This is a genomic window from Herbidospora sp. RD11066 (assembly GCF_054661255.1).
Genome location: NZ_BAAGDO010000016.1, coordinates 22625 through 46748 on the forward strand (window position 1 = coordinate 22625; position 24124 = coordinate 46748).

At 69.5% G+C, this 24124-nt stretch carries 18 protein-coding genes; 8 read left to right on the plus strand and 10 right to left on the minus strand.

Annotation, left to right across the window (positions count from 1 at the left end; translation table 11 throughout):
* Window positions 1-32: 32 nt before the first annotated feature.
* The 5 genes from ACYQ78_RS37650 to ACYQ78_RS37670 form a co-directional block, all read right to left on the minus strand.
* Complete coding sequence (locus tag ACYQ78_RS37650; protein ID WP_459805777.1) at window positions 33-1658, minus strand: PQQ-binding-like beta-propeller repeat protein; 1626 nt, start codon at window positions 1656-1658, stop codon at window positions 33-35.
* Window positions 1659-1677: 19 nt separating this feature from the next.
* Window positions 1678-2694 carry a hypothetical protein gene (locus ACYQ78_RS37655; protein ID WP_459805778.1) on the minus strand — a complete coding sequence of 339 codons (1017 nt, stop codon included), beginning with the start codon at window positions 2692-2694 and terminating at the stop codon, window positions 1678-1680.
* A complete protein-coding gene (locus ACYQ78_RS37660) occupies window positions 2669-3937 on the minus strand; it encodes an MATE family efflux transporter (protein WP_459805779.1) in 1269 nt (422 codons plus the stop codon). Before ACYQ78_RS37660 ends, ACYQ78_RS37655 begins: the two co-directional genes overlap by 26 nt.
* Complete coding sequence (locus ACYQ78_RS37665; RefSeq protein WP_459805780.1) at window positions 3937-5151, minus strand: hypothetical protein; 1215 nt, start codon at window positions 5149-5151, stop codon at window positions 3937-3939. The genes ACYQ78_RS37660 and ACYQ78_RS37665 overlap by 1 nt, the downstream gene beginning before the upstream one ends.
* A gap of 62 nt (window positions 5152-5213) precedes the next feature.
* Window positions 5214-6323 carry a glycosyltransferase gene (locus ACYQ78_RS37670; protein ID WP_459805781.1) on the minus strand — a complete coding sequence of 370 codons (1110 nt, stop codon included), beginning with the start codon at window positions 6321-6323 and terminating at the stop codon, window positions 5214-5216.
* Window positions 6324-6394: 71 nt separating this feature from the next.
* On the opposite strand from ACYQ78_RS37670, the gene ACYQ78_RS37675 reads away from it, so the two are divergent.
* Both ACYQ78_RS37675 and ACYQ78_RS37680 read left to right on the plus strand, forming a co-directional pair.
* Window positions 6395-7486: a DUF1972 domain-containing protein gene (locus ACYQ78_RS37675; RefSeq protein ID WP_459805782.1), complete on the plus strand. Its 1092-nt coding sequence runs from the start codon at window positions 6395-6397 to the stop codon at window positions 7484-7486.
* Window positions 7483-8340 carry a phosphotransferase gene (locus ACYQ78_RS37680; protein ID WP_459805783.1) on the plus strand — a complete coding sequence of 286 codons (858 nt, stop codon included), beginning with the start codon at window positions 7483-7485 and terminating at the stop codon, window positions 8338-8340. Before ACYQ78_RS37675 ends, ACYQ78_RS37680 begins: the two co-directional genes overlap by 4 nt.
* Before the next feature lie 212 nt (window positions 8341-8552).
* Here ACYQ78_RS37680 and ACYQ78_RS37685 read toward each other — a convergent pair whose 3' ends face one another.
* Window positions 8553-9392, minus strand: a complete 840-nt coding sequence (locus ACYQ78_RS37685) for a sulfotransferase (RefSeq protein WP_459805784.1) — start codon at window positions 9390-9392, stop codon at window positions 8553-8555.
* A 217-nt stretch (window positions 9393-9609) separates the two neighbouring features.
* Between ACYQ78_RS37685 and ACYQ78_RS37690 the strand changes: the two genes are divergently transcribed.
* From ACYQ78_RS37690 to rfbC, 5 genes are all read left to right on the plus strand, one after another.
* Window positions 9610-10833 (plus strand): O-antigen ligase family protein, encoded by a 1224-nt coding sequence (locus ACYQ78_RS37690; RefSeq protein WP_459805785.1) that lies wholly within the window; start codon window positions 9610-9612, stop codon window positions 10831-10833.
* 10 nt (window positions 10834-10843) lie between these two features.
* Entirely contained in the window at window positions 10844-12475 is a 1632-nt protein-coding gene (locus tag ACYQ78_RS37695) for a hypothetical protein (RefSeq protein ID WP_459805786.1), read from the plus strand.
* A complete protein-coding gene (locus ACYQ78_RS37700; protein WP_459805787.1) occupies window positions 12472-14148 on the plus strand; it encodes a right-handed parallel beta-helix repeat-containing protein in 1677 nt (558 codons plus the stop codon). Before ACYQ78_RS37695 ends, ACYQ78_RS37700 begins: the two co-directional genes overlap by 4 nt.
* Before the next feature lie 118 nt (window positions 14149-14266).
* Window positions 14267-18439 (plus strand): LamG-like jellyroll fold domain-containing protein, encoded by a 4173-nt coding sequence (locus tag ACYQ78_RS37705; protein ID WP_459805788.1) that lies wholly within the window; start codon window positions 14267-14269, stop codon window positions 18437-18439.
* Between the two features lie 62 nt (window positions 18440-18501).
* A complete protein-coding gene (gene rfbC, locus ACYQ78_RS37710) occupies window positions 18502-19086 on the plus strand; it encodes a dTDP-4-dehydrorhamnose 3,5-epimerase (protein ID WP_459805789.1) in 585 nt (194 codons plus the stop codon).
* Here rfbC and ACYQ78_RS37715 read toward each other — a convergent pair.
* The 4 genes from ACYQ78_RS37715 to ACYQ78_RS37730 form a co-directional block, all read right to left on the minus strand.
* Window positions 19079-20125, minus strand: a complete 1047-nt coding sequence (locus tag ACYQ78_RS37715) for a 2-oxoacid:ferredoxin oxidoreductase subunit beta (RefSeq protein ID WP_459805790.1) — start codon at window positions 20123-20125, stop codon at window positions 19079-19081. The two genes, rfbC and ACYQ78_RS37715, sit on opposite strands and share 8 nt — an antisense overlap.
* On the minus strand, window positions 20118-21965 hold the full coding sequence (locus ACYQ78_RS37720) for a 2-oxoacid:acceptor oxidoreductase subunit alpha (RefSeq protein WP_459805791.1): 1848 nt from the start codon (window positions 21963-21965) through the stop codon (window positions 20118-20120). The genes ACYQ78_RS37715 and ACYQ78_RS37720 overlap by 8 nt, the downstream gene beginning before the upstream one ends.
* Window positions 21966-22099: 134 nt before the next feature.
* Window positions 22100-22183: a putative leader peptide gene (locus ACYQ78_RS37725; protein WP_459805877.1), complete on the minus strand. Its 84-nt coding sequence runs from the start codon at window positions 22181-22183 to the stop codon at window positions 22100-22102.
* A 28-nt stretch (window positions 22184-22211) separates the two neighbouring features.
* The gene (locus tag ACYQ78_RS37730) at window positions 22212-23654 is read right to left on the minus strand and encodes a polysaccharide deacetylase family protein (RefSeq protein ID WP_459805792.1); all 1443 of its coding nucleotides are present in this window, start codon (window positions 23652-23654) and stop codon (window positions 22212-22214) included.
* 97 nt (window positions 23655-23751) lie between these two features.
* Here ACYQ78_RS37730 and ACYQ78_RS37735 point away from each other — a divergent pair, with 97 nt between their 5' ends.
* A complete protein-coding gene (locus ACYQ78_RS37735; protein ID WP_459805793.1) occupies window positions 23752-24123 on the plus strand; it encodes an NADH-quinone oxidoreductase subunit A in 372 nt (123 codons plus the stop codon).
* Window position 24124 lies beyond the last annotated feature (1 nt).

Consider the following 24124-nt stretch of genomic DNA (forward strand, 5'->3'; position numbering starts at 1 on the left):
TTGTCGACTCAGAATATATTGATGTGTCCTGATTAGCGGCTAATGATCCGCAGGTCGAAGCTGATGTCGCTGGAATCGGGACGATCCTGGTGGATTTCGACGGCGATGGTGTTCTGTCCTGATTGGAACTGCGCCGGGGACAGGGTCACGTCGGTCCACTGCGTCTCGCCCGCACCTGAAATGGTGGACAGAGCGCGGCTGGCGGCGGTGATCGTGCCGGTCGGCATGTTGTTGCGCCAGACCTCGGTGCCGTTCAGGTAGACGACCGCGCCGTCGTCCCTGATGAGGCTCATCGTCACCTGGCCGAGCGTGCCCGGGTCGGCGATGCCGAAGGCGGTGCGGAAGTAGTAGGTGATGCGGCCCGAGGCGACCACCTGGCGTTCGTCGCCGTCGCCGAAGCCGAGTTGGGCGGCGCCCTGCGGCCAGCCCGTGTCGTCGAACCCGGCCGCGCGCCACGCGGTGCCCTGGTCGGTGCCGTTGTCGAGGTAGCGCCAGGTCGAGCCGCCGGGCAGCAGCGTGACATCGCCCGAGGGCGGGATCAGCGGGAACTCGGTGTAGTTGGGGCGGGAGACCCCGTTGAGCTGGCCGTAGCCGCCGCCCGCGCGGAGCGCGTCGGGTCCGGCGCTGAGGGCGAACACCTGCCCGTTGGCCGTGGGGGCGAAGTCGGTGTCGACGGCGCCCGTCCCGGCGTCGACGGCCGCGAAGTCACACCGCTGGAACCCGCCGAAGTCGGGGCAGAAGTGACCGGCGGCGTACACATAAGAGCCTCTGACCGCGACCGACTCCACGTCGCCGTCGGCGGTGCGCTCCCAGCGCCGCGAACCGTCGCTCAGCCGGTAGGCGGTCAGCCGGCCGCCCACCCCGGCGATGGCGGCGTAGGCGTTGGTGTCGTCGGCGGCGAGGTCGAGCACCCAGCACTGGTTGCTCGGCACGTCGCAGGCGGCCGGAGGGGTCCAGCCGGTGACGGCGCCGTTGAGGTCGACCGAGCCGAGGAACAGCCGGGTCGCACCGCCGAGGGTGCGGAACTGGCCGCCGACCAGCACGCTCGCGCCGTTGGGCGCGGGCTGCATGACCATGACGGTGTTGTTGGCGCCCGGGTTCCAGGCGCGCAGCGCGCCACTGTTCAGATCGACGGCCGCCAGCCGGGTGCGGTTCTGCCCGGCGAGCTGGGTGAACGCGCCACCGGCGTAGAGGGTGTCGCCGATCACGGCCAGGCCGCGGACCGTGCTGTTGGCGGCGGGCGTCCAGCCGCCGACCACGGTGCCGGTCGCCAGGTCGACGGCGGCCAGCCGGGTGCGGGTCTGGCCCGCCACGGTCGTGAAGTCGCCGCCGAGGAAGACCCGGCCGCCGCCGGTCGCGAGCACCTGCACCGCGCCGTTGACGGCGGGCGCCCAGGTGCGGATCAGGTCGCCCGACGCCGCGTCGAGCAGCGCGACGCGCTGCCTCGCCACGGTCTCGCCGGTTGTGGAGTGGCGCAGGCTGGTGAACTCGCCCGCGATCACCACCCGATCACCCGTGTGGACGATGGCCAGCACCCGCCCGTTCGGCAGCCAGTTGGCCCGGGGCTGGCCCGAGTAGTCGGCGGCCCACACGGGGGTCGCGAGCAGACCGGTCAGCAGGATCGCGAAGGACACGACGGCCAGGAACTTCTTCCGCATGGCCGGAGTATGAACCTGATTAACGCCTCAGTCGACGGACCGCCGCGCCGAGCCCGATGAGCACCACGAGCCCGGCCGCCCCGCCGAGCATGAGCTGCGGCAGCCGCGACGGCTCCTTCGCTCTGGCGGTCTGTTGGATCGCGTTGGGGTCGGGCTGCGGGCCCGGCTTGCGGATCGGGCCGGTGACCAGCTCTTTCGGCAGCGCCAGCGTCCAGATCGCGCTCTTCTCGCCCTCGCTGCCGACCAGCAGGCTCCTGCCGTCGGCGCTCAGCGCCATCGACTCGCCCTGCGGCTGCTTGGGGGCGTCGATCGTCTGCACCACCTGGCCGGTGACACCGGAGAAGATGCGGATCTTGGCCAGGCCGCGCAGGTACATGCGGCCGTCGTAGCCGATCAGGCCGTCGGAGATGACGTGGGGGACCGGCACCAGCTTCTCGAGCCGGTTGGGCACCCCCGGCACCAGCGACGCGGGGGCGGCGTAGACGGCGCCGCCGGTCGGCGTCTTGCTGACGAAGTAGAGGTTGCCGTTGGAGGGGTTGACCAGCACCGCCTCGGAATCCTGCGGGCCGTCGGGGTAGACGATCGGATAGCGCTCGGCGGTCACCTTCACGTCGCCCAGCGTCTTCGGCTCGGGGAAGACGAACAGGGTCACCCCGGCGGTGCGGGTCTTGTCGTTGTCGCCGGTGTCGGCCAGATAGATCAGCGCGTTGCCCCGCTGGTCGACGAACCCGCCCATGGCCTCGGTGTCGACGGCCGGGGCGCCCTCGATCGTGACGGTCGCCACGGTCGAGCCGTCGGGGCCGATGGCGTAGAGGGTGGCCGGGCCCGCGCCGTCGTTGTGGGTCCAGACGACGCCGGGGTGGAGCGGGGAGGCGTACAGGCCGCTCGATTCCTTGACGTCGAGGTCGGCGATGAGCCGATCCTGCTTCCACGCGGGCTTCACCTGCGTCAGGGGCGCGGGCTCGGCGTGCGCGGGCACCGCCCCCGTCAGGGCGAACGCCAGCAGGGCGCTACTCAGCAGCGTTCGTGGTCGCATGAGGGGTCTCATTCCGTGACGGGACGGGGGCCTTGCGAAGGTGCCACCATAGGAGGAATCCCGAGGCCAGGCCGCCGAATCCGATGCAGTAGGGCGCCAGGTGCGCCAGGTCGGGCGCGACGGCGAGCACGACCAGCATGGCCGCCAGGCCGATGCCGGTCTCGGCCGCCCGCACCAGGAACACCAGGCGCGACAGGGTGTAGGCCGCCGCCATCATCGACAGCGGCAGCGTCGCCGAGAAGCTCACCGTGTAGGCGATCCACCCGCCGACGGTGATCGCGTCGAGCGTGAAGGCGCCGCCGGTGATGAGCGGGCCGACCCATCCGAGAACGGCGATCGCCGCGAAACCGCAGGCCAGCGTGCCGACGATGAGCACGACTGATGCGGCGAGCGCGTCGCGCGGCCGGATGGGCACCCCCGCGTCCCGCCGCCGCACGAACGTCGGCAGCAGATAGGAGCCCGCGCCCTGCACGACCGTGAGCGCGGGAGAGAGCAGCAGCCGCCCGGCCTCGACGGCCGCCAGCACCGTACGCCCGGCGAAGGTGTCGATCGCGACCCGCATGACCAGCAGCGCGACCGGCCGCAGCGACGCCTGCGCCGACCGCCACGCCGCGAAGGCGGTCACCTCGCCGAGCCCGGCCAGGCGCGGCCACGGCAGCCGGTATTCGGCCGATGGCAGCAGCACCAGCGTCAGCGCCAGCGAGAGCAGTTGCCCCGCGCACATCGCGCCGAGGATCCACGTCAGCGTGAACGGCGTGTCGCCGAACCAGAGCCCGGCCAGGATCGCCAGCGTGACGCCGACGTAGACGAGGTCGTTGAGCACCAGGCGGCCGAACTCCAGCCGCGCGTTGAGCAGCCGCCGCGCGCTCTCCTGCGGCAGCCACAACACCGTGAGCAGCGCGAACGCGGCGACTCCGGCCCCGTCGGCCAGGTCGAGCAGCAGCGCGAACGCCACGCCGACGACCGTTCCGGCCGTGGTCAGCCCGAGGATCGAGGCGCTCAGCGCCGCCCTGATACGCGGATTGAAACGGTCCAAAACGTTGAGCGAGTCGCCCACCCACGAGGAGTAGACGGTGGTGACCGCGACCAGCACGGCCATCATGATCGCGTAGGCGCCGAAGGCCTCGGGCCCGAGGAAGCGCACCGCGATGAGCTGTAAGACGACGCTGCCACCGGCCGTGACGGCCTGGGAGGTGACCGACCCGCCCGCGCGGGCGAGGAGCTTGCGGAGAGAGCCGGCCATCAGGAGGCGGCGCCGGTGTCGATGGTCACCACGGGCTCGGAGTCGTCGTCGGGAGGTCCTCCGGCGGTCGGCGCCTTGCCGGGCGGCTCGGGCCAGGTGCCGGTCGCCGGGCGAGAAGCCTTCTCGGGCGCGGGCCGCTCCGGCGTCTCGGAAAGCGGTCTCTCGGAGTTCGGGCGCTCAGAACGCGGACGCTCGGCCGCGGGCCGGGCCTGCGCCGGTCTCTCGATCGCCGGTCTCTCGTGGACGAGCCGGTCGGGCGCGGGCTCGGCCGGTTTCGCGGGCAGGCTGATGCGCTCGAAGGCGGCCGTCGGACGGTCGTCGTATTCGGCCCTGGCCGTCGAGCCGTTGATCTCGGGCCGGGGGAGCAGCGGGCGCCGGGGCTGGGCGGGCTTGTGGCGCTGGCCGGTCGGCGTGGTCGCCTGACGGACGGTGCCGATCGGGTTGGTGGCCCGCAGGAACGCGATGACGACCGCCAGCAGCGCGCCGACCGCCAGGCCGATCGCGATGTTGGTCGGCACCTTGCTCGGGGTGATCTTCAACGGGTTGGCCTGGTCGACGAACCTGACCCCGCCGCCGAACTGGGCGAGGTCGATCGTCGCCTCCGACTCCTTCAGCTGGAGCTGCACCAGCGCCTCGGTCAGCGAGGCCTCGGTGGCGCTGCCCTTGGGTGTTCGTTTAAGATCATCTTGTACGCGTTCGCGGGTGGTGCGCACACTCTTGAGGAGTTTCTCCTGGTCGCGCTGCGCGTCGGCCTCGGTCAGGATCTGGTAGGCCGCCACGACCGAGTTGGACATCTGCGCGGCCAGTTTGTCGGTCTTGGCCGTCGAGGTGACCACGACGATGCCACCGGCCGTGCCCGGCGAGGCGGTGACGCTCTGCCGCAGCGTCTCGAGGTCGACCACGACCTTCTGCTCGGTCTCCAGGAGCTGCCTGGCCCGGTCGAGCACACCCGCCGACTGCGCGAACGCGGCCCGCTGGGCGGTGTAGGCGATGTAGCTGCTGTCGGAGGAGACGCCCATGCGCAGGTAGGTGGTGCTGCGCGGGTCGACGACCGCGAACCGGGCGGTCGCCTCGACGTTGCCGAAGACGAAGAAGGTCGCCGCCCCCGCGATCACCGCGGTGACGAGGATCAGTGCGACGGACGACCACCGGTAGCGCCACACGGCCTCGAGTAGGCCGACCTCCGGGGTCTCGTCACGTTGATCTGTGGCCACGAATGCCTGTTCTCCCCCGTTGTGCATCTTTCTTCACGGTAAAGAAGCGGTCGATTCACAGTTTAGACATCAGCTTCGGACCCGAGAATCGCCTGCTTCATCGCCGCTGTGTAACGTTGAAGGCTGAAACGGGACATCGCATCGTCAAAACCCCTGTTCGCAAGGGCTTTCGCGGCGGGCCAGTCGTTAAGCAAAATTTCGACGGCGTCGGCCAGCGCCACGGCGTCTCCCGGGGCCACGAGCAGGCCGTTCTCCTCGTTCTTGACGATCTCGGCCAATCCCTGCACCGCGCTCGCCACCACCGGCCGTCTCGCCAGCATGCCCTCGACGGCGACCAGCCCGAACGGCTCCACCCGTGAGGGCACCAGCACGACGTCGGCGGTGGCCAGAAGTGGCCACACGGGGTCGGTGAACCCGGCAAAGACCACCTCGGGGCCTGCCTTGGCGCGGAGTTCGGCCTCGAACCACTCGTAGCCGGGGAAGATCGTCCCGGCCAGGGTCAGTTTCACCGGCACACCCCGGCCGACCAGGATCTTCGCCGCCTCGACGGCGACGTCGTTGCCCTTGCGCGGCGACAGCCGGCCGACCATGACCAGGTGGCCCTCATGGTTCTCGCGGGGCTCGGAGGGCGGGGGACCGGCGACGCCGTTGTGGATGACGGTCGTTTTCCCGTCAGGGCCACCATCGGCCACGATTCGGTCGCGCACGCTGTGGCTGATGGCGATGATCGCGTGGGCCAGCCGCAGCGGCAGCGCCAGCGCCCGCCTGATCGGCCCCGGCACGTTCTCTTCTGCCTCGTGGACGTGGCACACGACCCTCGGCACGCGGGCGAACCTTGCGGCCAGCAGCCACCAGGGGATGGTGACCGTGTTGACGTACACCACCGAAGGGCGGTTCTTCCGCAGGTAGGAGACCATGCGGGGGAGGCCGGTGGCCAGTTCGCGGGCCAGTTTCAGCAGGCCGAGCGGCTTCAGATAGGCCTTGCGGAGCACCGGCACCGGCACGATCTCGACTTTGGCGCCCGCTTCGGTGATCAAGGTGCGCAACGGGCCGTCAATGGGGAGGACGACCGTGATTTCGGCCGTTTCGGCCAGGGCTCTCACCGATTCGACGAGCATGCGATCGGAGCCGTAGAGATCGGGCGACGGGTGGGCCATCACCACTCGAACCATGGATGCGCATCCAAATGTTTGGTTACCGTTTACGGTTGGATGTTCATCTTGTCATCCATCGAAGGGGACGCATGCGGATCGCCATGATCGGTACTCGCGGGGTGCCGGCCCGTTACGGGGGCTTCGAGACCGCCGTCGAGGAGATCGGGGCACGCCTGGCCGACGCCGGGCACGACGTCCGGGTCTACTGCCGGGGGGCGGTGGAGAAGGTCCCTTCGTACAAGGGGATGACGCTCGTCCACCTGCCCGCCGTCAAGCACAAGATCATGGAAACGCTCAGCCACACCGGGCTGTCGGTCGGCCATGTGCTGTTCCACCGCACCGACGTCGCGCTGGTGTTCAACGCGGCGAACGCGCCCCTGCTGCCCTTCCTGAAGCTGGCGCGCATCCCGGTGGCCACCCACGTCGACGGGCTGGAGTGGAAGCGGGCGAAATGGAACGGTGCAGGGCAGCGCTACTACCTCGCGGTGGAGAAGCTGTCGGTGCGCTGGTCGCAGCAGATCATCGCCGACGCGGTGGCGATCCAGGACTACTACCGGGACAAATACCACGCCGAGAGCGTGATGATCCCCTACGGCGCCCCCATCCAGGAGCGCTGTGACGACGACCTGCTGAAGACCGAGGGCTACGAGCCCGGCGCCTACCACCTGGTGGTGGCCCGGTTCGAGCCCGAGAACCACGTCGACGTGATCGTCGAGGGCTACACGCGCAGCAGCGCGAAGCTGCCGCTGATCGTCGTCGGCTCGGCGCCCTACGCCGAGGAGTACGTCCGGAAGATCAACGACCTGGCCGCCGCCGACGACCGGGTGAAGCTGGTCGGCGCCGTCTGGAACCAGGACCTGCTCGACGCCCTCTACGCCGGCTGCGCCACCTACCTCCACGGTCACTCGGTCGGCGGCACCAACCCGTCGCTGCTGCGGGCCATGGGCGCGGGCGCCTCGACCATCGCCTACGACGTCGTGTTCAACCGCGAGGTCCTGGGCGAGTCGGGCGCGTTCTTCAGCGGCCCCGACGACCTCGCCCGGGTGATCGAGCAGGCCGAGGCCGACCTGCCCGCCGCCCGCCACCGGGGTCACCTGTCCCGCGAACGCGCCCGCACCTCCTACACCTGGGACGACGTCGCCGCCCGCTACGAGCGCCTCTGCCTGGACCTGCGCGGATGAGTTTCGTGCGCTACCCGCCGGGCCGGGCCAACGTGTGGATCCCGGTCCGTGACGCCCGGTCGGCCGCCGCGGGGCTGTCGCTGCTCACCTTTTCGAAGCCGCTGCCGCTGCTGGCCCAGCGGATGCTGCACCGCGCGGTGCTCGTCGCCGGGCCGTGGCTGCTGCCGGGCCGCCGCGAGCGGTGGGAACCCCCTTTGGAGAACTGGGACGCCGTGCTGCACGACGTCGCCGAGGTGGTCGGGCCGGTCGACGAGGTGGCGCTCTACCTGCGCCCGCAGGCGTCCCGGCCGGGTGCGGCGGCGCTGCTGCTGCGCTCGGGGCGCCCGGTCGGGTTCCTGAAAGTGCGTGAGGGGCTCGACCACGAGACGCAGGTGCTGCGGCTGCTCGACGGCGGCGACGGCTTCCGGGCCCCGGCCGTTCTGGGCGAGGGCCCTTCGTGGCTGGTGATGTCGGCGATGGAGCCCGTCCCCGCGCGGCCCTTCAAGAAGATCGACATCGCCGACCTGACGGGCCGTATCCAGCGGTTGCTCGCCAAGATGCCCAAGCCGCCGGGCACCCCCGACCACTGGCTGCCGATGCACGGCGACCTCGTGCCGTGGAACCTGCGCCGGACCAAGGGGAAGATCCCCTGGCTGATCGACTGGGAGGACGCCGCCTGGGCGCCCCCCGGCGCAGACGAGGTCTACTACCGGGCCGCCGAGACGACCTTGTTCGGGGTCGACCCGGTCCCCACGGGCTACGCCGAGGCCGCCGCCCACTGGGAGGCCGTGATCTCCCGGCGCCACGACGACCTGCCACTGAACGGCGGCATGCTCGCCGCACTGGAGATACTCCGCCGCCCGCCCGGCCACTGAGCCCGCGGCCGGAAAGCGCGCCCAACGGGGCGGCTCCGGCCCAAGCGAGGCATTCGGGCGCAGGTCCGGCCGAGCGGTGCCTTAAAACGCTGGTCGGGTCGGGCGGTCTCCGACCGGGCGGCGCGTCAGGCGCTGGTCCGGTCGGGAAGCCTTCAGTCGGGCGGCGCGTCAGGCGCTGGTCCAGTCGGGAGGTCTCCGGCCGGGCGGTGCGTTCAGGCGCTCGTCCAGTCGGTGAGTTTGCGACCCAGCATCTCCTCCAGACGCTGGTTGTGCGGGGCGAAGTGGCGGGCGAGCTTTTTTCGTACATCTGGCGAAATGTCGCCCGGGGCGGCGGCGTTCCAGACCTTGCTTGCGCGGGGTAGCGGCGCCGACGGCAGGCCGAGGAACGCGGCCGCGCCGTCGCAGGCGGCCTGGGGGTCGCGGTAGAAGTCCTCGCTGGTCAGGATATGGAAGCGGTCGCGGGGGAAGTGGGCGAACCAGCGTTCCAGGCCTCGGGCGTATTCGCTCTGGGCGACGTAGGACTGCTGTTCGTGGGCGTAGGACAGGTACGCCGGATCAGCGATGATCTTCGCCTCCTCACCCGAGGTGCGGGCCTCCTCGGCCGCGAGGGCTTCCTCGAACGACAGACTTTCCGCACCCGCCCGCACCCGCTCCCGATAGTGCGAGAACGCGCGCTCCACCGGATCGCGTAACACGAGCAGGATGCGCGCTGTTGGCACGTTCCCGGCGGCGCGTTCGGCGGCCAGCGGATGGTGCAGGTAGTAGGGCGAACCCTCGCCCGCGACCACCGGGCCGCCCGCCTTCCTGGCCGCTTTCGTCCGGCTCAGCCGGCTCGGCAGGTGCGACCGGTACCAGCGCATGCCCCGCGCGTAGTTCGAGTCGAAGTAGTGGATCCCCTTGGTGTGGTTGGCCTTGGGCAGCAGCCCGGCCGCGGGGAACAGCGGGATCACCCGGGGGTGCTCCAGCAGCGCGAAATAGAACGACGTCGACCCGCCGCGCTTGGCCCCGATGAGCAGGAAATCGGGATCGGGCCGGAACGCCGCCGTCGCCATCCCCCATCCACGGATGGACGCGCGGCCCGCATTCATGATCGATTCAGGGATCAGATCGCGGGGCTTCATTCAGTTCGTCCTCTCGATCGGTCCATAGTGAAAAGTTATTAACCGCTCGTATGCTGGCACACGTCACCAAGCACAGCGGCGATTCGGGGGGACCGGCGTGAGAGGTGCGCGCCACCGGCGGCTTCGGACGCAATGGTGGCCCACGCTCGTGCCCCTCGGGATGATCCTCGCCAGCGACTACAAGTTGCGTTCGCGTGACGTCTCCGAAGCGGTCGGCGGCGGAATCGACGCCACCGTGCTGCTGGAGATCGGCGTCTACGGCCTGTGCGCGCTCTACCTCTACCGGCGTTTCGGGCTGCGGGCCCCCCGCCAGGCGGCGCCCGCGGCGCTGATCCTGGCCTGGCTGTTCGCCGCCTACTGCGCCCTGTCGGTCCTGTGGACACCGTTCCCGCCGTTCGCGGCGGTCCGGGCCTCGCAGCTGCTCGTCACGGCGATCGTCTGTCACGTGATCGCGACCCGGGCCTCCCGCGAGGACCTCTACCGGCTGGCCCACTTCTTCGTGGGCCTGGTGGTCGTCTCGGTGGCGTTCGGGGTGGCGGTCCCGCTCAAACGCACCCCAAACACGCAAGACCGCTTCAACTGGCTGTACGTCCACCCGGTCACCGCCGGCATGTTCCTGGGCATCGCGCTGCTGCTGTGCCTGGCGTTCCTGACGGCGAACGGGCTGCCGAGGCGCTACCCGTGGCCGGTCTACGCGGGTTCGGCGGCCGTCACGGGCGCGGCGCTGGTCGCCACCGGCACCCGGGGCGCGGCGATCGGCATCGTCGCCGGGGTGGCGGCGTTCCTGCTCACCGCCCGCGGCGCCCGAGGCCGGGCTGAGATGATCATGGTCGGCGTGCCGGTCGTGGTGCTCATCCCGCTGCTGTTCGGCGACAAGCTCCTCGAGTTCGCCACCCGGGGCGAGACCGTCGAGCAGCTCGAAAGCCTGAACTCGCGCACCGACCTGTGGACCTTCGCCTACCAGGCGGTGATGAACCGGCCGGTGTTCGGCAACGGCATGTCGTCGGCGCGCGGGCTGTTCCTCGACGCCCTCGGGCTCGGCGGCGGCCACAACATCTTCGTCAACGTGATCGTCGAAGGCGGCTTCACCGGGGCGGCGATCTTCTGCCTGCTCCTCGTCGTCGTCCTGACGGTGAACCTGTCGTTCACCAGGGCCAGAGAGGTGCGGGTCGAGGCGGCCATGCTCCTCGGGCTGATGGTGTTCCTGGTGGTCGACGGCCTGACGGCCGACCAGATGGCGGGTGCGGCGAACGTCGCGTCCATCTGGATGTTCCTCATCGTGGCGTGGACATGTGTTATCACACGTAAACCTGAGAGACGTGAAGAGCGTCACGATACGCGTGGGGCCGATGTGACCTCACCTGTGCCCTGAAGGGGACCAAATGCGCAAGACCCTCTTATTGGGGCTGCTCACCGCGCTCGCGGTGACCCCCGTCCCCGCGGCCATGGCCGATACGGCACCCGCCGCGAGCGAGCCCGCCACGGTCACGGCCGACGCGCTGCCCACCTGGCAGACCGACGGCGTCGTGCTGGCGTTGGAGATCGTCAACGGCGTCACCTATGTCGGGGGCAACTTCGACCACGTCCGGCCGCCGGGCGTCCCCAAGGGGGGCGCGGGTGAGGTGGCGCGGGTCGGACTGGCCGCGTTCGACTCCGCCACCGGCGACCTGCTGCCGTGGAACCCCGTCGCCTTCTCGCCGACGTTCACCGACGACCAGGCGCAGAACGAGTGCGACAAGATCGCCACCGACCAATACCGGTGTGACACGGTCTTCGAGATCAAGGCCTCGCCCGACGGTTCGAAGATCTACGTCGGCGGCGACTTCAACAAGATCGACAATTCGCGACGCGACCGCATGGCGGCCTTCGACACCGCCACCGGGGCCCTCGACCCCGACTTCAAGCCCGTGTTCAACAACCGGGTGCGCGCGATCGCCGTCTCCGACACCACCGTCTACGCCGGTGGCCACTTCACCACCGTGAACACCGAGACCCGCACCCGCCTGGCCGCGCTCAACCCCGCCACCGGCGCGCTCACCTCGTGGGCGCCGACGGCCGACAAGCGCGTGCTGGCGATGGCGCTGACCCCGGCGGGCAACCGGCTCATCGTCGGCGGCGACTTCGACCGCATCAACAACATCAAGCAGCACGGCCTGTCGGCCGTCAACGTGAGCGACGGCTCCAAGGGCACGTTCAACAGCAACGACATCCCGGCCAACAGCTCCACCCAGCGGTCGTGGGTGACCGACATCGTCTCCGACGGCACCCGCATGTACGCCAGCGCCAACGGCGAGGGCACCTTCGACGGCCGCCTGGCCTTCAACCCCGACAACGGCTCGCGCATCTGGATCAACAACTGCCTCGGCGCGACCCAGGCGATCTCGGTGATGCACGGCGTGCTCTACAGCGGCAGCCACGCCCACCGCTGCAACATGCAGTCCTACTACGGCGCCGACGCCTTCCCCGAGACCAAGCCGCACCGCCGCTACATCGCCGAGCCGACCGGCACCGCGCAGGGCGGCAAGCAGACGATCCTGCACTGGTTCCCCAACTCGGCGCCGGGCACCGTCTACCCCTACGTGCAGGGCCCGTGGGCGATGGCCAACGACGGCACCTACCTGTGGGCCGGCGGTGACTTCCTCGAGGTCAACGACGTCGCGCAGCAGGGCCTCACCCGCTGGACCTTCCACGAGACCAGCCCCGACGTCGGCGGTCCCATCCAGGCCGGGTTCGGCGCGCCGACCCTCCAGGCCAACGGCGGCGGCAAGGTGACCATCCGCTGGGGCGCCACGTGGGACCTCGACAACCGCAAGGTCCGCTACGAGGTGCTCCGCAACGACGGCCAGGTCGCCTGCACCGCCGAGAGCTTCTCGGTGTTCTGGAACCTGCCGAACCTGTCGTGCCAGGACACCGGCCTCACCCCCGGCGCGTCGCACACCTATCGGGTGCGCGCGATCGACCCGTACAACAACCGCGTCTCCTCACCGACCAGCGCGGCGGTGACGGTTTCGTGAGACGGGGGCTCGCCGTCGCGGGGGCCGTGGCCCTCGTGGCGGCGGGCGTCCTGATCTGGGCCGCGATCATGCGGCCCGGAGCCGAGGTGCCGGCCCAGCCGTCGTGGAAGACGGCCGGGCCGGCCCCGCTGGGCCAGGCCGACTACCCCGTCCCCGACGGCGCATTTTTCGTCGCGCCGGCCGGTGACGACGCCGCTCCCGGAGACCGCGAGCGGCCGTGGAAGACCGTGGCCCACGCCGTGGAGGCCGCCCCGCAGGGCGCGACGATCGTGCTGCGCGAGGGCGTCTACCACGAGAAGATCGAGATCTTCCGCAAGAAGCTGGCGATCCAGAACCATCCCGGCGAGGTCGTCTGGTTCGACGGCAGCGAGCCGGTCGACGGCTGGGTCGCCGACGGCCCCCGCTGGCGCCGCGACGACTGGACCGTCCGGTTCGACAACACCGACTTCACCGCGGGTGGCGGGGAAGACTGGCACATGGTCGACCCGGAGCACCCGATGGCCAACTGGCCCGACCAGGTTTTCGTCGACGGACGGCAGGTCACCCAGGTCCGCGCCGCGGGCGAGGTCGGCCCCGGCACCTTCTCCGTCGACTACCAGACCGGTCAGCTCTTCCTCGGCGACGACCCCACCGGCCGCGACGTCCGCGCCACCACCCTCGACGAGGCCCTCTACTTCGAGGGCGCGAACGGGTCGTCCCTCAAAGGCGTCGGTGTACGCCGCTACGCCACCTCCCTGGCCAGGATCGCCGCCGTCAAGGCGTTCTCCGACGACATGACCATCGAGAACAGCGTCTTCGCCGAGACCTCGGTCACCGGCCTGTCGCTGAAGGGCGCCCGCATCACCGTGCGGAACAACCTGTTCGCCGGCAACGGCCAGGTCGGCCTCGGCGGCCACAAGTCCGACGACGCCACGATCATCGGCAACATCAGCCGGGGCAACAACGTCGAGCGGTTCATGATGACCCCGGTCTCCGGCGGCCTGAAGATCACCGAGTCGAAGCGCATGACGGTCGTCGGCAACCTCATGGAGGACAACCGGGGGCCCGGCATCTGGCTCGACGAATCGATCGTCGGCGCCGTCGTCGCCCGCAACATGGTCCGGAACAACGCCCATCACGGCATCCATTTCGAGATCTCCGCCGACGCGCTCATCGCCGGAAACGTCGCCACCGGCAACGGGAGCAACGGGATCTATGTGAACGAGTCAAGTCAGGTACGGATCTGGAACAACACCGTGGCCGACAACAAAGGCCGCCAGATCTATGTGATCGACGGGGCCCGGCAGCAACTCGTCCCGGGAGTGACCTGGAATGTGAGCGGCGTTCAAGTGCGCAACAACGTGCTTTCCGCCGCCGGTGCCGAACCGCTCGTGGCGGTCCGCGACCTGACCCGCCGCAAGAGCGCCGCCGACATGGCCGACCTCGACCACAACGTCTACCACCGGCGCGGATCGGGCCCGCTGGCCGACTGGGCCGACTGGTCACGCGCGGAGGCCGACGTGGCCACCCTCGACGACTTCCGGCGTTCGGCCGGTCAGGAAAACCACGGCAGTGAATCGCGTGAAATTGGCGATTTGCCCGATGGCGTAGGGCTGCCCGCGGATGTCGCGCGCTTGTTCGGGCTCCCAGATGACGCGCAAGTTAAAGCAGGGGCTCCGGGCGTCGAACTTTAATCGTTACTTCGTGAACCACGGGTAACTCCTTGATTGATTAAACCGTTCCATTACGCTTGCAGCGATGTGAGAACGATCTCCTGAGATGTAGGTGCCCGTGGTAATTCGATCATCGCGATTGGCCGCCTTCCTGGCCGCGTCATTATTGGGGGCGTCGCTCGCGGCGATCCCCCTTCCCGCCCGGGCCGACATCGACCCGCCGCCGGGAGTCACCGAGACCGTCACCGCCGACGCCCTGCCGACCTGGCAGCACAACGGCGTCGTCTGGAAGATGGCCACGGTCGGAAACACCGTCTACGCCGTCGGCAGCTTCACCCGCGCCCGCCCGCCGGGCACCGCCCCCGGGAACGCCGCCGAGGTGGTGCGGTCGAACATCCTGGCCTTCAACATCACCACGGGCAACATCACTTCGTTCGCGCCCACCCTGAACGCCCAGGCCCGCACCATCGCCGTGTCGCCCGACCAGACGAAGATCTACGTCGGCGGCGACTTCACCCAGGTCAACGGCCAGACCCGCAACCGCGTCGCGGCCTTCGACGTCGCCACCGGCAACCTCGAGTCGTGGGCGCCCTCGGTCGGCAACGTGGTCCGCGCGATCACCGTCACCAACTCGACCGTCTACCTCGGCGGCAACTTCTTCAACGTCAACGGCCAGAGCCGCAACCGCCTGGCCGCGGTCAACCGGAGCAACGGCGCCAACCAGCCGTGGGCCCCCGACACCGACGACGAGGTCTTCGCCCTGATCATGTCGCCCGACAACAGCCGGGTCATCGTGGGCGGCAAGTTCCAGCAGCTCAACAACGTCACCCGCGTGGGCATCGGCGCCGTCGACCCGGTCACCGGCGACTCGCTGCCGTGGAGCAGCAACCCGATCCCGGCCCGGATCGGCAACGACTACTCGATGACCTACGACCTGGCCACCGACGGCACCAACATCTACGCCGCCGCCGACGGCGAGGGCTGGCACTGGTTCGACGGCCGGTTCGCGGTCGAGCCCAACACGGGCGACCTGATCTGGCTCGACAACTGCTACGGCGCCAGCTACAGCGTCTTCCCGATGAACTCGGTCCTCTACAGCGTCGGCCACGCCCACGACTGCGCCTCGCTGAGCGGCTTCCCCGAGGTCTCGCCGACCCGCTGGCAGCGCGCCCTCGCGACCACGCTCGTGCCGACCGGCAACGACCCGGCGCCGCCGTCGAACAACAGCCAGTACAACGGCCAGCCCGTGCCGACCCTGCTCCACTGGTTCCCGCAGGTCAACGCCGGTTCCTACACCGGCATGAACCAGGGCGGCTGGGCCCTGTCGGGCAACAGCAACTACCTGGTCATGGGCGGCGAGTTCACCCAGATCAACGGCAGTGCCCAGCAGGGCCTGACCCGCTTCGCGCTGAAGCCGAACGCGCCGAAGACCTCCGGCCCGATCCCGAGCGCCGACCTGACCCCGACCGCGGTCTCGCTCAACGCGGGCACCGCCCGGCTCAGCTGGCAGACCACCTGGGACCGCGACCACGCGAAGCTCAAATACCAGATCCTCCGCGACGGCGGCACGACCCCGATCGGCGAGGTCGAGGTCGACTCCAACTTCTGGACCCTCCCGTCGGCGGGCTTCATCGACGAGGGCCTCACGCCCGGTTCCGTCCACACCTACCGGGTCCGCGCCGTCGACCCGCAGGGCAACGCCGTCGGCAGCGGCACCTCCGCGCCGGTGACGATCTCCTCGGCCGGAGCGCTCAGCGCCTACGCCGAGGCCGTCATCGACGACGGCGCCAGCGCCTACTGGCGTCTGGGTGAGTCGTCGGGCACGACCGCCTTCGACTACGCCGCCTTCACCGACGCCACCCGCGACGCGGGCACCTCGCTGGCGACCCCCGGCGCGATCAACGGCGACACCGACGCCGCGGCCAGCTTCAACGGCACCGGCACCGGCCTGGTGAAGACCAACAGCACGGTCGCCACCACCCCGGCCTTCTCGATCGAGGCCTGGGTCAAGACCACCTCGAACCAGGGCGGCAAGATCGTCGGTTACGGCGCCTCGCCCACCGGCGACTCCGGCAGCTACGACCGGCACATCTACATGGACAACGCCGGCCGCGTCTACTTCGGCGTCTACCCCAACGCGGTCCGCACGGTGAACAGCGCCCCCGGCTTCAACGACGGCCAGTGGCACCACATCGTGGCGACCCAGGGCAGCGGCGGCATCGCCCTCTACGTCGACGGCCGCCGCGTCGGCCAGGACCCCTCGGTCACCTCGGCCCAGGTCTACTCCGGCTACTGGCGCATCGGCGGCGACAACCTCAACGGCTGGCCGAACCGCCCGACGAGCAACTACCTCAACGGCCAGATCGACGACGTCGCGATCTACCCGGCGGTCCTGCCGCTGTCGAAGGTCGACGCCCACTACGTCGCCTCCGGCCGCACCAGCCCGATCCCGCCGCGTCCGGCCGACGACTACGGCCGTGTGGTGTACGACGACGAGCCGGTCACCTACTTCCGGTTCAACGAGGCCAGCGGCCCGGCCGCCGTCGACGCCAGCACCAGCGGCGTCAACGGCTCCTACACCGGCACCGGCGTGACCTACAACCAGACGGGCGCGATCACCGGCTCGACCAACCGGGCGGTCCGGTTCACGCTCGCCGGACGGGCCTTCTCGGCCAACTCGATGAGCAACCCGACCACCTACTCGGCTGAGGCCTGGTTCCGCACCAACTCGCTCCTGGGCGGCAAGATCGTCGGCTTCGGCAACGCCGCGACCGGCACCAGCTCCAACTACGACCGCCACGTCTACATGCGCAACGACGGCCGCCTGGTCTTCGGCACGTACACCGGCGCCTTCAACCTGATCACCACGACGGCCACCTACAACAACAACCAGTGGCACCACCTCGTGGCGACCCAGGGCGCCGACGGTATGAAGCTCTACGTCGACGGCGCGCTGATCGGCACCAACGCGCAGACCAGCGCCGAGAGCTACTCGGGTTACTGGCGCTTCGGCGGCGACAACCTGAACTCCTGGCCGAACCGCCCGACCTCCGACAACCTCACCGGGTTCATCGACGAAGGCGCGATCTACGCCAAGGTGCTCACCCCCGCCGAGGTCACCCAGCACTACCAGGAGGGCACCGGCACCGGCCCGGCCAACCAGCCGCCGACGGCGTCGTTCACCTCCAGCTGCACCGACCTGGGCTGCACGTTCGACGCGTCCGCCTCGGCTGACGCCGACGGCTCGATCGACGGCTACGCCTGGGACTTCGGCGACGGCCAGACCGGCACCGGCGCCACGCCGAGCCACACCTACCCGGCCGCCGGTGACTACCCCGTCACCCTGACCGTCACCGACAACGACGACGCCACCGCCAACAGCGCCGGTGTGGTCGTGCCGCGCCCGGCTCCGAACCCCCCGTCGATCATCGCGAACGACACGTTCGGCCGGACCCTCAACAGCTCGCTCGGCACCGCCCAGACCGGCGGCCCGTGGACGCTCGTCGGCGGCAACGGCAACTTCGCCGTCGACGGCAACGCGGCCAAGCTCGCCCTCCCGGCGACGGCGGCCAACCCGCGCGCCTACCTCGACGGCGTGTCCAGCACGACGGCCGATCTGTCGTTCTCCATCGCGAGCGACAAGGTCGGCACCGGCAACGGCACCTACCTGTTCGCCTCCGGCCGCCGCGTGGCGGGCGTCGGCGAATACAAGGTCCGGGCCCGGCTGCTCCCCTCGGGCGTCGGCCTGTCGCTGATCCGCACCGCCGGGGCCAGCACCGACACCCTGATCACGCCCGAGACCACCATCCCCGGCCTGACCTACACGCCGGGCCTGGTGCTGAACATGCGGGTGCTGGTCACCGGCACCAACCCGACGACGATCTCCGGCAAGGTCTGGAACGCCGCCGGCACCGAGCCCGCCGCCTGGCAGGTCACCACCACCGACGCCACCGCGAACATGCAGGTCGCGGGCGGCGTGGGCATCGGCGCCTACCTGTCGGGCACCGCGACGAACGCCCCGATCTCCCTGACGATCGACGACCTCGCCGCGAGCAACCTGTCGGCCGCCCCCACGGCCGCCTTCACCCCGAGCTGCACCGGCCTGACCTGCGACGTCGACGCCTCGGCCTCGACGGCCGGGTCGTCGGCCATCGCGAGCTACACGTGGAGCTACGGTGACGGCGGTGCGCCCAGCACCGGCCAGACGGCGTCCCACACGTTCGCCGCTCCGGGCACCTACAACATCACCCTGACCGTGACGGGCACCGACGGCCGGACCTCGGTCGTGGTCCACCCCGTGACCGTCGCCTGACCATCGAAAAGATGCCCCGCCGGGTCGCCCGGCGGGGCATCTGCCATGTAAAGGAGTTCCGTATGGAAGAACTGCCGATCAAGGGCGCCTACCTCTACACCCCGAGGCTGTTCCACGACGACCGGGGCACGTTCATGGAGTCGTTCCGGGCCTCGGAACTGGCCGAGGCCACCGGCCATGGTCTGCGCCTGTCCCAGACCAACGTCTCGGTCTCGGCCCAGGGCGTGATCAGGGGCGTCCACTACGCCGACGTGCCGCCCAGCCAGGCCAAATACGTGACGTGTGTCTCGGGCCGGATCCTCGATGTGATCGTCGACCTCCGCGTGGGCTCGCCCACGTTCGGACAGCACGTCTCGGTGATCCTGGATGCGGAGAGCTTCCAGAGCGTCTACATCTCCGAGGGCCTCGGCCACGGCTTCGCCGCCCTCACCGACGCCACCGTCTTCTACCTCTGCTCGGAGCCCTACGCCCCCACCAGAGAGCGCGGCATCAACCCGCTCGACCCCTCGCTGGGCATCGACTGGCAGGTCTCGGAGCCGGTTCTCTCCGAGAAGGACGTACAGGCCCCATCAATGAAGCAGGCCCTCGACGAGGGCCTGCTTCCTGACTATTCGGTGTGTACGACCTTCTACGGGACCCTTAGTTGATCTTCCAGGTGTCGCCGCCCTGGAGGAGCTCGTCGAGGTCGCCGTGGCCGCGCTGGGCCACCGCCACCTCGAGCTGCTCGCTCATGAGGCTGTCGTAGGAGGGCCGGTCGACCGACCGGAAGATGCCGATCGGCACGTGCTGGAAGGCCGGCTCGTCGAGCCGGCTCAGCGCGAACGCGAGCGACGGGTCGGGGTTGTGCACGTCGTGGACGAGGATCTCTTCAGGAGAGATCGAGTCACGCGCGACGACCTCGAGCCCACCGGTCTTGGCGAGCTTCACGGCCTGGGTCGCGTTGGCGATCGGCTGCCCGTGCTCCAGGCGCAGCGTGATCACATCACGCTTCTCCGGGTCTTTGAGCTGCTCGAACGCGTTGTCGTTGAAGATGTTGCAGTTCTGGTAGATCTCCACCAGCGAGGTGCCCTGGTGGGCGGCGGCCTCGCGCAGCACGCTGTGCAGGTGCTTGCGGTCGGAGTCGATGGTCCGGGCGACGAACCCGGCCTCGGCGCCGACGGCCAGCGAGATCGGGTTGAACGGCTTGTCGAGCGAGCCCATCGGCGTCGACTTGGTGATCTTGCCGACCTCGGAGGTGGGCGAGTACTGACCCTTGGTCAGGCCGTAGATCCTGTTGTTGAACAGCAGGATGTTCAGGTTGACGTTGCGGCGCAGCGCGTGGATCAGGTGGTTGCCGCCGATCGACAGGGCGTCGCCGTCGCCGGTGATCACCCACACCGACAGGTCGGGCCGCGAGGCGGCCAGACCGGTCGCGATGGCCGGGGCGCGGCCGTGGATCGAGTGGAAGCCGTAGGTGTTCATGTAGTAGGGGAACCGCGAGGAGCAGCCGATGCCCGAAACGAACACCGTGTTCTCGCGCTTGATCCCCAGCTCCGGCATGAACGACTGCACGGCGGCCAGGATCGCGTAGTCACCGCACCCGGGGCACCAGCGCACCTCCTGGTCGGACTTGAAGTCCTTCAGGGTCTGCTTGCCCTCGGCCTTGGGCACCAGTGCCAGGCCCTTACCGTTCAGGGATTCACTCACTGTCGATCACTTCCTGGATCACTCCGGCCAGCTCCTCGGCCTTGAACGGAAGCCCGCGCACGCGGTTGTAGCTGATGATGTCGACCAGGTACTTGGCCCGCAGCAGCATCGCGAGCTGGCCCAGGTTGATCTCGGGCAGCAGGACCTTGTCGTAGGACTTCAGGACCTCGCCGATGTTCTTCGGGAACGGGTTCAGGTGGCGGATGTGGGCCTGCGCGACCTTGCCGCCGCCCCGCCGCACCCGGCGGATCGCCGCGGCGATCGGGCCGTAGGTCGAACCCCAGCCGAGCACGAGCACCCGGGCGTCGCCGTCGGGGTCGTCGACCTCGACGTCGGGGACGTCGATGCCGTCGATCTTGGCCTGGCGCAGCCGGACCATGAGGTCGTGGTTGTTCGGGTCGTAGGAGATGTTGCCGGTGCCGTCGGCCTTCTCGATGCCGCCGATGCGGTGTTCGAGGCCGGGCGTGCCGGGGATCGCCCACGGGCGGGCCAGCGTCTCGGCGTCGCGCTTGAACGGCAGGAACGTCACGCCGTCGTCGCCGTTGGGCTCGACGGTGTAGGCGGTGGAGATGTCGGGTAGCTCGGCCTGCGACGGGACCTTCCACGGCTCGGAGCCGTTGGCCAGGTAGCCGTCGGAGAGCAGCATCACCGGGGTGCGATATTTCACCGCGATCCGGGCGGCCTCGATGGCGGCGTCGAAGCAGTCGCTCGGCGTCGCCGGGGCGATCACCGGCACCGGCGACTCGCCGTTGCGGCCGAACAGCGCCATCAGCAGGTCGGTCTGCTCGGTCTTGGTCGGCATGCCGGTCGAAGGACCGGCGCGCTGGACGTCGACCACGATCAGCGGCAGCTCGGTGGTCACCGCGAGGCCGACGGTCTCGGCCTTCAGCGCCACACCCGGCCCCGACGTGGTGGTCACGCCGAGCGCACCGCCGAAGGCGGCACCCAGGGCGGCGCCGACGCCGGCGATCTCGTCTTCGGCCTGGAAGGTGCGGATGCCGAACCGCTTGTGCCGCGACAGCTCGTGGAGGATGTCGGAGGCCGGGGTGATCGGGTAGGAGCCCAGGAACAGCGGCAGCTTCGACTGGACCGACGCCGCGACCAGCCCGAGGGCCAGCGCCTGGTTGCCCGAGATGTTCCGGTAGACACCGGCGCTCAGCGGGGCGGGTTTGATCTCGTACGAGACCGAGAACGCCTCGGTCGTCTCGCCGTAGTTGTAGCCCGCGTTGAACGCCGTCACGTTGGACTTGGCGATCTCGGGCTTCTTGGCGAACTTGGTCTCGATGAACTTGATGGTCGCCTCGACCGGGCGGCCGTAGAGCCACGAGAGCAGGCCGAGGGCGAACATGTTCTTCGCGCGCTCGGCGTCCTTCTTCGAGATGTCGAAGTCTTCGAGCGCCTTGACCGTCAGCGAGGTCAGCGGCACCGAGTGGAGCCGCCACTCGGCCAGGCTCTCGTCTTCGAGCGGGTTGGTGTCGTAGCCGACCTTCTGCAGGTTGCGCTTGGTGAACTCGTCGGCGTTCGCGATGATGTCGGCGCCGCGCGGCAGGTCGGACAGGTTCGCCTTGAGGGCGGCCGGGTTCATCGCCACCAGGACGTTGGGCGCGTCGCCGGGCGTGAGGATGTCGTGGTCGGCGAAGTGGAGCTGGAAGCTCGACACTCCGGGGAGGGTGCCTGCCGGGGCGCGGATCTCGGCCGGGAAGTTTGGCAGTGTCGACAGGTCGTTGCCGAACGACGCGGTCTCCGCGGTGAAGCGGTCTCCGGTCAGCTGCATACCGTCGCCGGAGTCACCCGCGAACCGGATGATCACGCGGTCGAGTTGCTGCACCTGCTTGGTCACAGCGCTCAGTCCTCCTCGACAGACCAAGGCAAGGTCTGCTCGTGGCACATGTGTGAATTCAATGCTAGATCCCTTTGCCACGCATGGACGCATGCGTAGGGGTTGTGACCTGGGTCGCTCTATGGGGTGGTGGGTCAGTCGGGAAGGGGTCGACACAGTCCCGACGCGATGCGGCACAGGTCGACGTGCCGACGAGCGAAGAGGATGATTCGGGTCACGGTGCCTAACTATATGTCCCCGCTCGATTCACGGTAGCGGGCGCCCATAGCGCGAGACGGCGGCGTCCACGGCCGATTCGTAGGTTCTGCCTGGCTGCATCGGGCGTGTTCCGTACAACTCGGGAACGGTGACAAAAACGTACCCACGGTCCCGCAGTTCCTTGAGGATCAGGGGGAGCGCCTCGGGGGTGGCGGGGCCCAGATCGTGCATGAGGACGATCGAGCCGGGCTTCACGCCGGAGACCACGCGCTTGACGATGTCGGCGGCCTTGGCGTCGCCCTCGTCGCCGCTGTCGACGTCGTGGGTGACCACGGCCAGGCGCAGTTCCCCGGCGATCCTGGCGACGTCGGGGTTGGTGGCGCCGTAGGGCGGGCGCATCAGGGCGGGGAGGCTGCCGGTCGACTGGGCGATGACGTCCTGGGTGCGGGAGAGCTGCTCGTAGACGCGGTTGTCGGGGAGTGTCGTCAGGTCGCGGTGCGACCACGCGTGGTTGCCGACGAGATGGCCGTCGGCGGCCATCCTCCTGAGCAGGTCGGGGCGGGCGGCGGCGCTGGTGCCGGTGGTGAAGAAGGTGGCGCGGTTGCTGCCGAGCGCGGTCAGGATCCGGTCGGTGTACGGCCCGGGACCCTCGTCGAACGTCAGGGCGACACATCGTGCGACCCGGCAGTCGGTCTTCCCCGGCACCGCCGGCGCCGTGGCCTCGGGCGCCTCCCGCAGTTCGGGCGGGGTGGTCGGCCGGGCCGACTCGACGGCCTGCTGCGCGGCTCTGCCGAAGTCCGACAGCAGCGGCGTGGCGTCCTTCTTCGGGATCGCCGTGGCCACCCGGCCGAGGGCGCCGGGCCCGATCTCGTAGTCGTCGAACTCCACCACCAGATCGCCGCGCGAGTTGAAGTCGAGCGAGTCGAACAGCTCGTGGCTGGGCCTGATCGCCGTGTGGTCGACCTCGTGGTCGCCGGCGAGCCGCGCGCCCACCGCCCGCGCGAGCGCCCCGAGATCCTTGACCAGCAGATCGGAGGCGACGACCCGGGTGCCGTCGTACCAGAGCGTCTTGGTCTCGTTGAGCCAGGTGGTGCCGTCGTAGCGGCCGGTCCGCAGGCGCACGCCGCTGGCCTTCGGTGACACGGCGGTGAGCTGCCAGTCGACGTTGATCTCCGGCTTGGGGAGGGTGGCCTTGCCCTTGGCCGCCTTCGAGCTGAACGCCTTGGCCTCGGCGGTGAGATCGGCCTTGACCCGGTCGCTCAGGGCCGTCGCACCGGGCACCTCGGGGTAGGTGAGGTGGACGTTCGAGGTGCCCGTCGTCTCGTAGATCGTCCTCACCTGGAGCCCGGGAACCGCGGCGGGGTCGACGAAAGTCAGCACCGTCGGCTCGGACGGTGGGAGTTCGTCACCCGGCGGGTTGAAGGCCACTCCGCACGCGCAGGTCGCGGCGGCGAGGAGCGCGATTCCTCCGGTGAATCGCAAAGAGGGCATGAATGCCAGATTATTGGCGCTAGAGAGCGGTTTGCTGTGACTTGGCAGTGTCCGTGAGCTTCTTTGGTTCAGCTCACAGGTGCGCGATTATCAAGGGGTGGACGGATACTTCGCGTCGTACGCGATCGTGGCGGTGCTGCTGGCCATCGGGGCCGCGATCTTCGCGGGCGCCCTGCTGATCAACCGCCTGCTGCGTCCCGACAACCCGACCGAGGCCAAACTGACCACCTATGAGTGCGGCGTCGACCCCGTCGGCGACGGCTGGGCCCAGTCACAGGTCAGGTACTACGTCTTCACCTATCTCTACGTCGTCTTCGCGGTCGACGCGGTGTTCCTCTTCCCCTGGGCGACCGTGTTCGCCGCCCCGGGCTTCGGCATGACCACCCTCGTCGAGATGTTCGTGTTCCTGGCGTTCATCGCGCTCGGCATCGTCTACGCGTGGCGCAAGCGCGTTCTGACTTGGACGTGAC

Excerpts from the sequence above, each read along its gene's own strand:
- ACYQ78_RS37680 (WP_459805783.1), top strand. The coding sequence starts at position 7,483 with ATGAGTTTCGTGCGCTACCCGCCGGGCCGGGCCAACGTGTGGATCCCG.
- ACYQ78_RS37670 (WP_459805781.1), bottom strand. The coding sequence starts at position 6,323 with ATGGTTCGAGTGGTGATGGCCCACCCGTCGCCCGATCTCTACGGCTCC.
- ACYQ78_RS37660 (WP_459805779.1), bottom strand. The coding sequence starts at position 3,937 with ATGGCCGGCTCTCTCCGCAAGCTCCTCGCCCGCGCGGGCGGGTCGGTC.
- ACYQ78_RS37675 (WP_459805782.1), top strand. The coding sequence starts at position 6,395 with ATGCGGATCGCCATGATCGGTACTCGCGGGGTGCCGGCCCGTTACGGG.
- ACYQ78_RS37650 (WP_459805777.1), bottom strand. The coding sequence starts at position 1,658 with ATGCGGAAGAAGTTCCTGGCCGTCGTGTCCTTCGCGATCCTGCTGACC.
- ACYQ78_RS37730 (WP_459805792.1), bottom strand. The coding sequence starts at position 23,654 with ATGCCCTCTTTGCGATTCACCGGAGGAATCGCGCTCCTCGCCGCCGCG.
- ACYQ78_RS37695 (WP_459805786.1), top strand. The coding sequence starts at position 10,844 with ATGCGCAAGACCCTCTTATTGGGGCTGCTCACCGCGCTCGCGGTGACC.
- ACYQ78_RS37655 (WP_459805778.1), bottom strand. The coding sequence starts at position 2,694 with ATGCGACCACGAACGCTGCTGAGTAGCGCCCTGCTGGCGTTCGCCCTG.
- ACYQ78_RS37685 (WP_459805784.1), bottom strand. The coding sequence starts at position 9,392 with ATGGCGACGGCGGCGTTCCGGCCCGATCCCGATTTCCTGCTCATCGGG.
- rfbC (WP_459805789.1), top strand. The coding sequence starts at position 18,502 with ATGGAAGAACTGCCGATCAAGGGCGCCTACCTCTACACCCCGAGGCTG.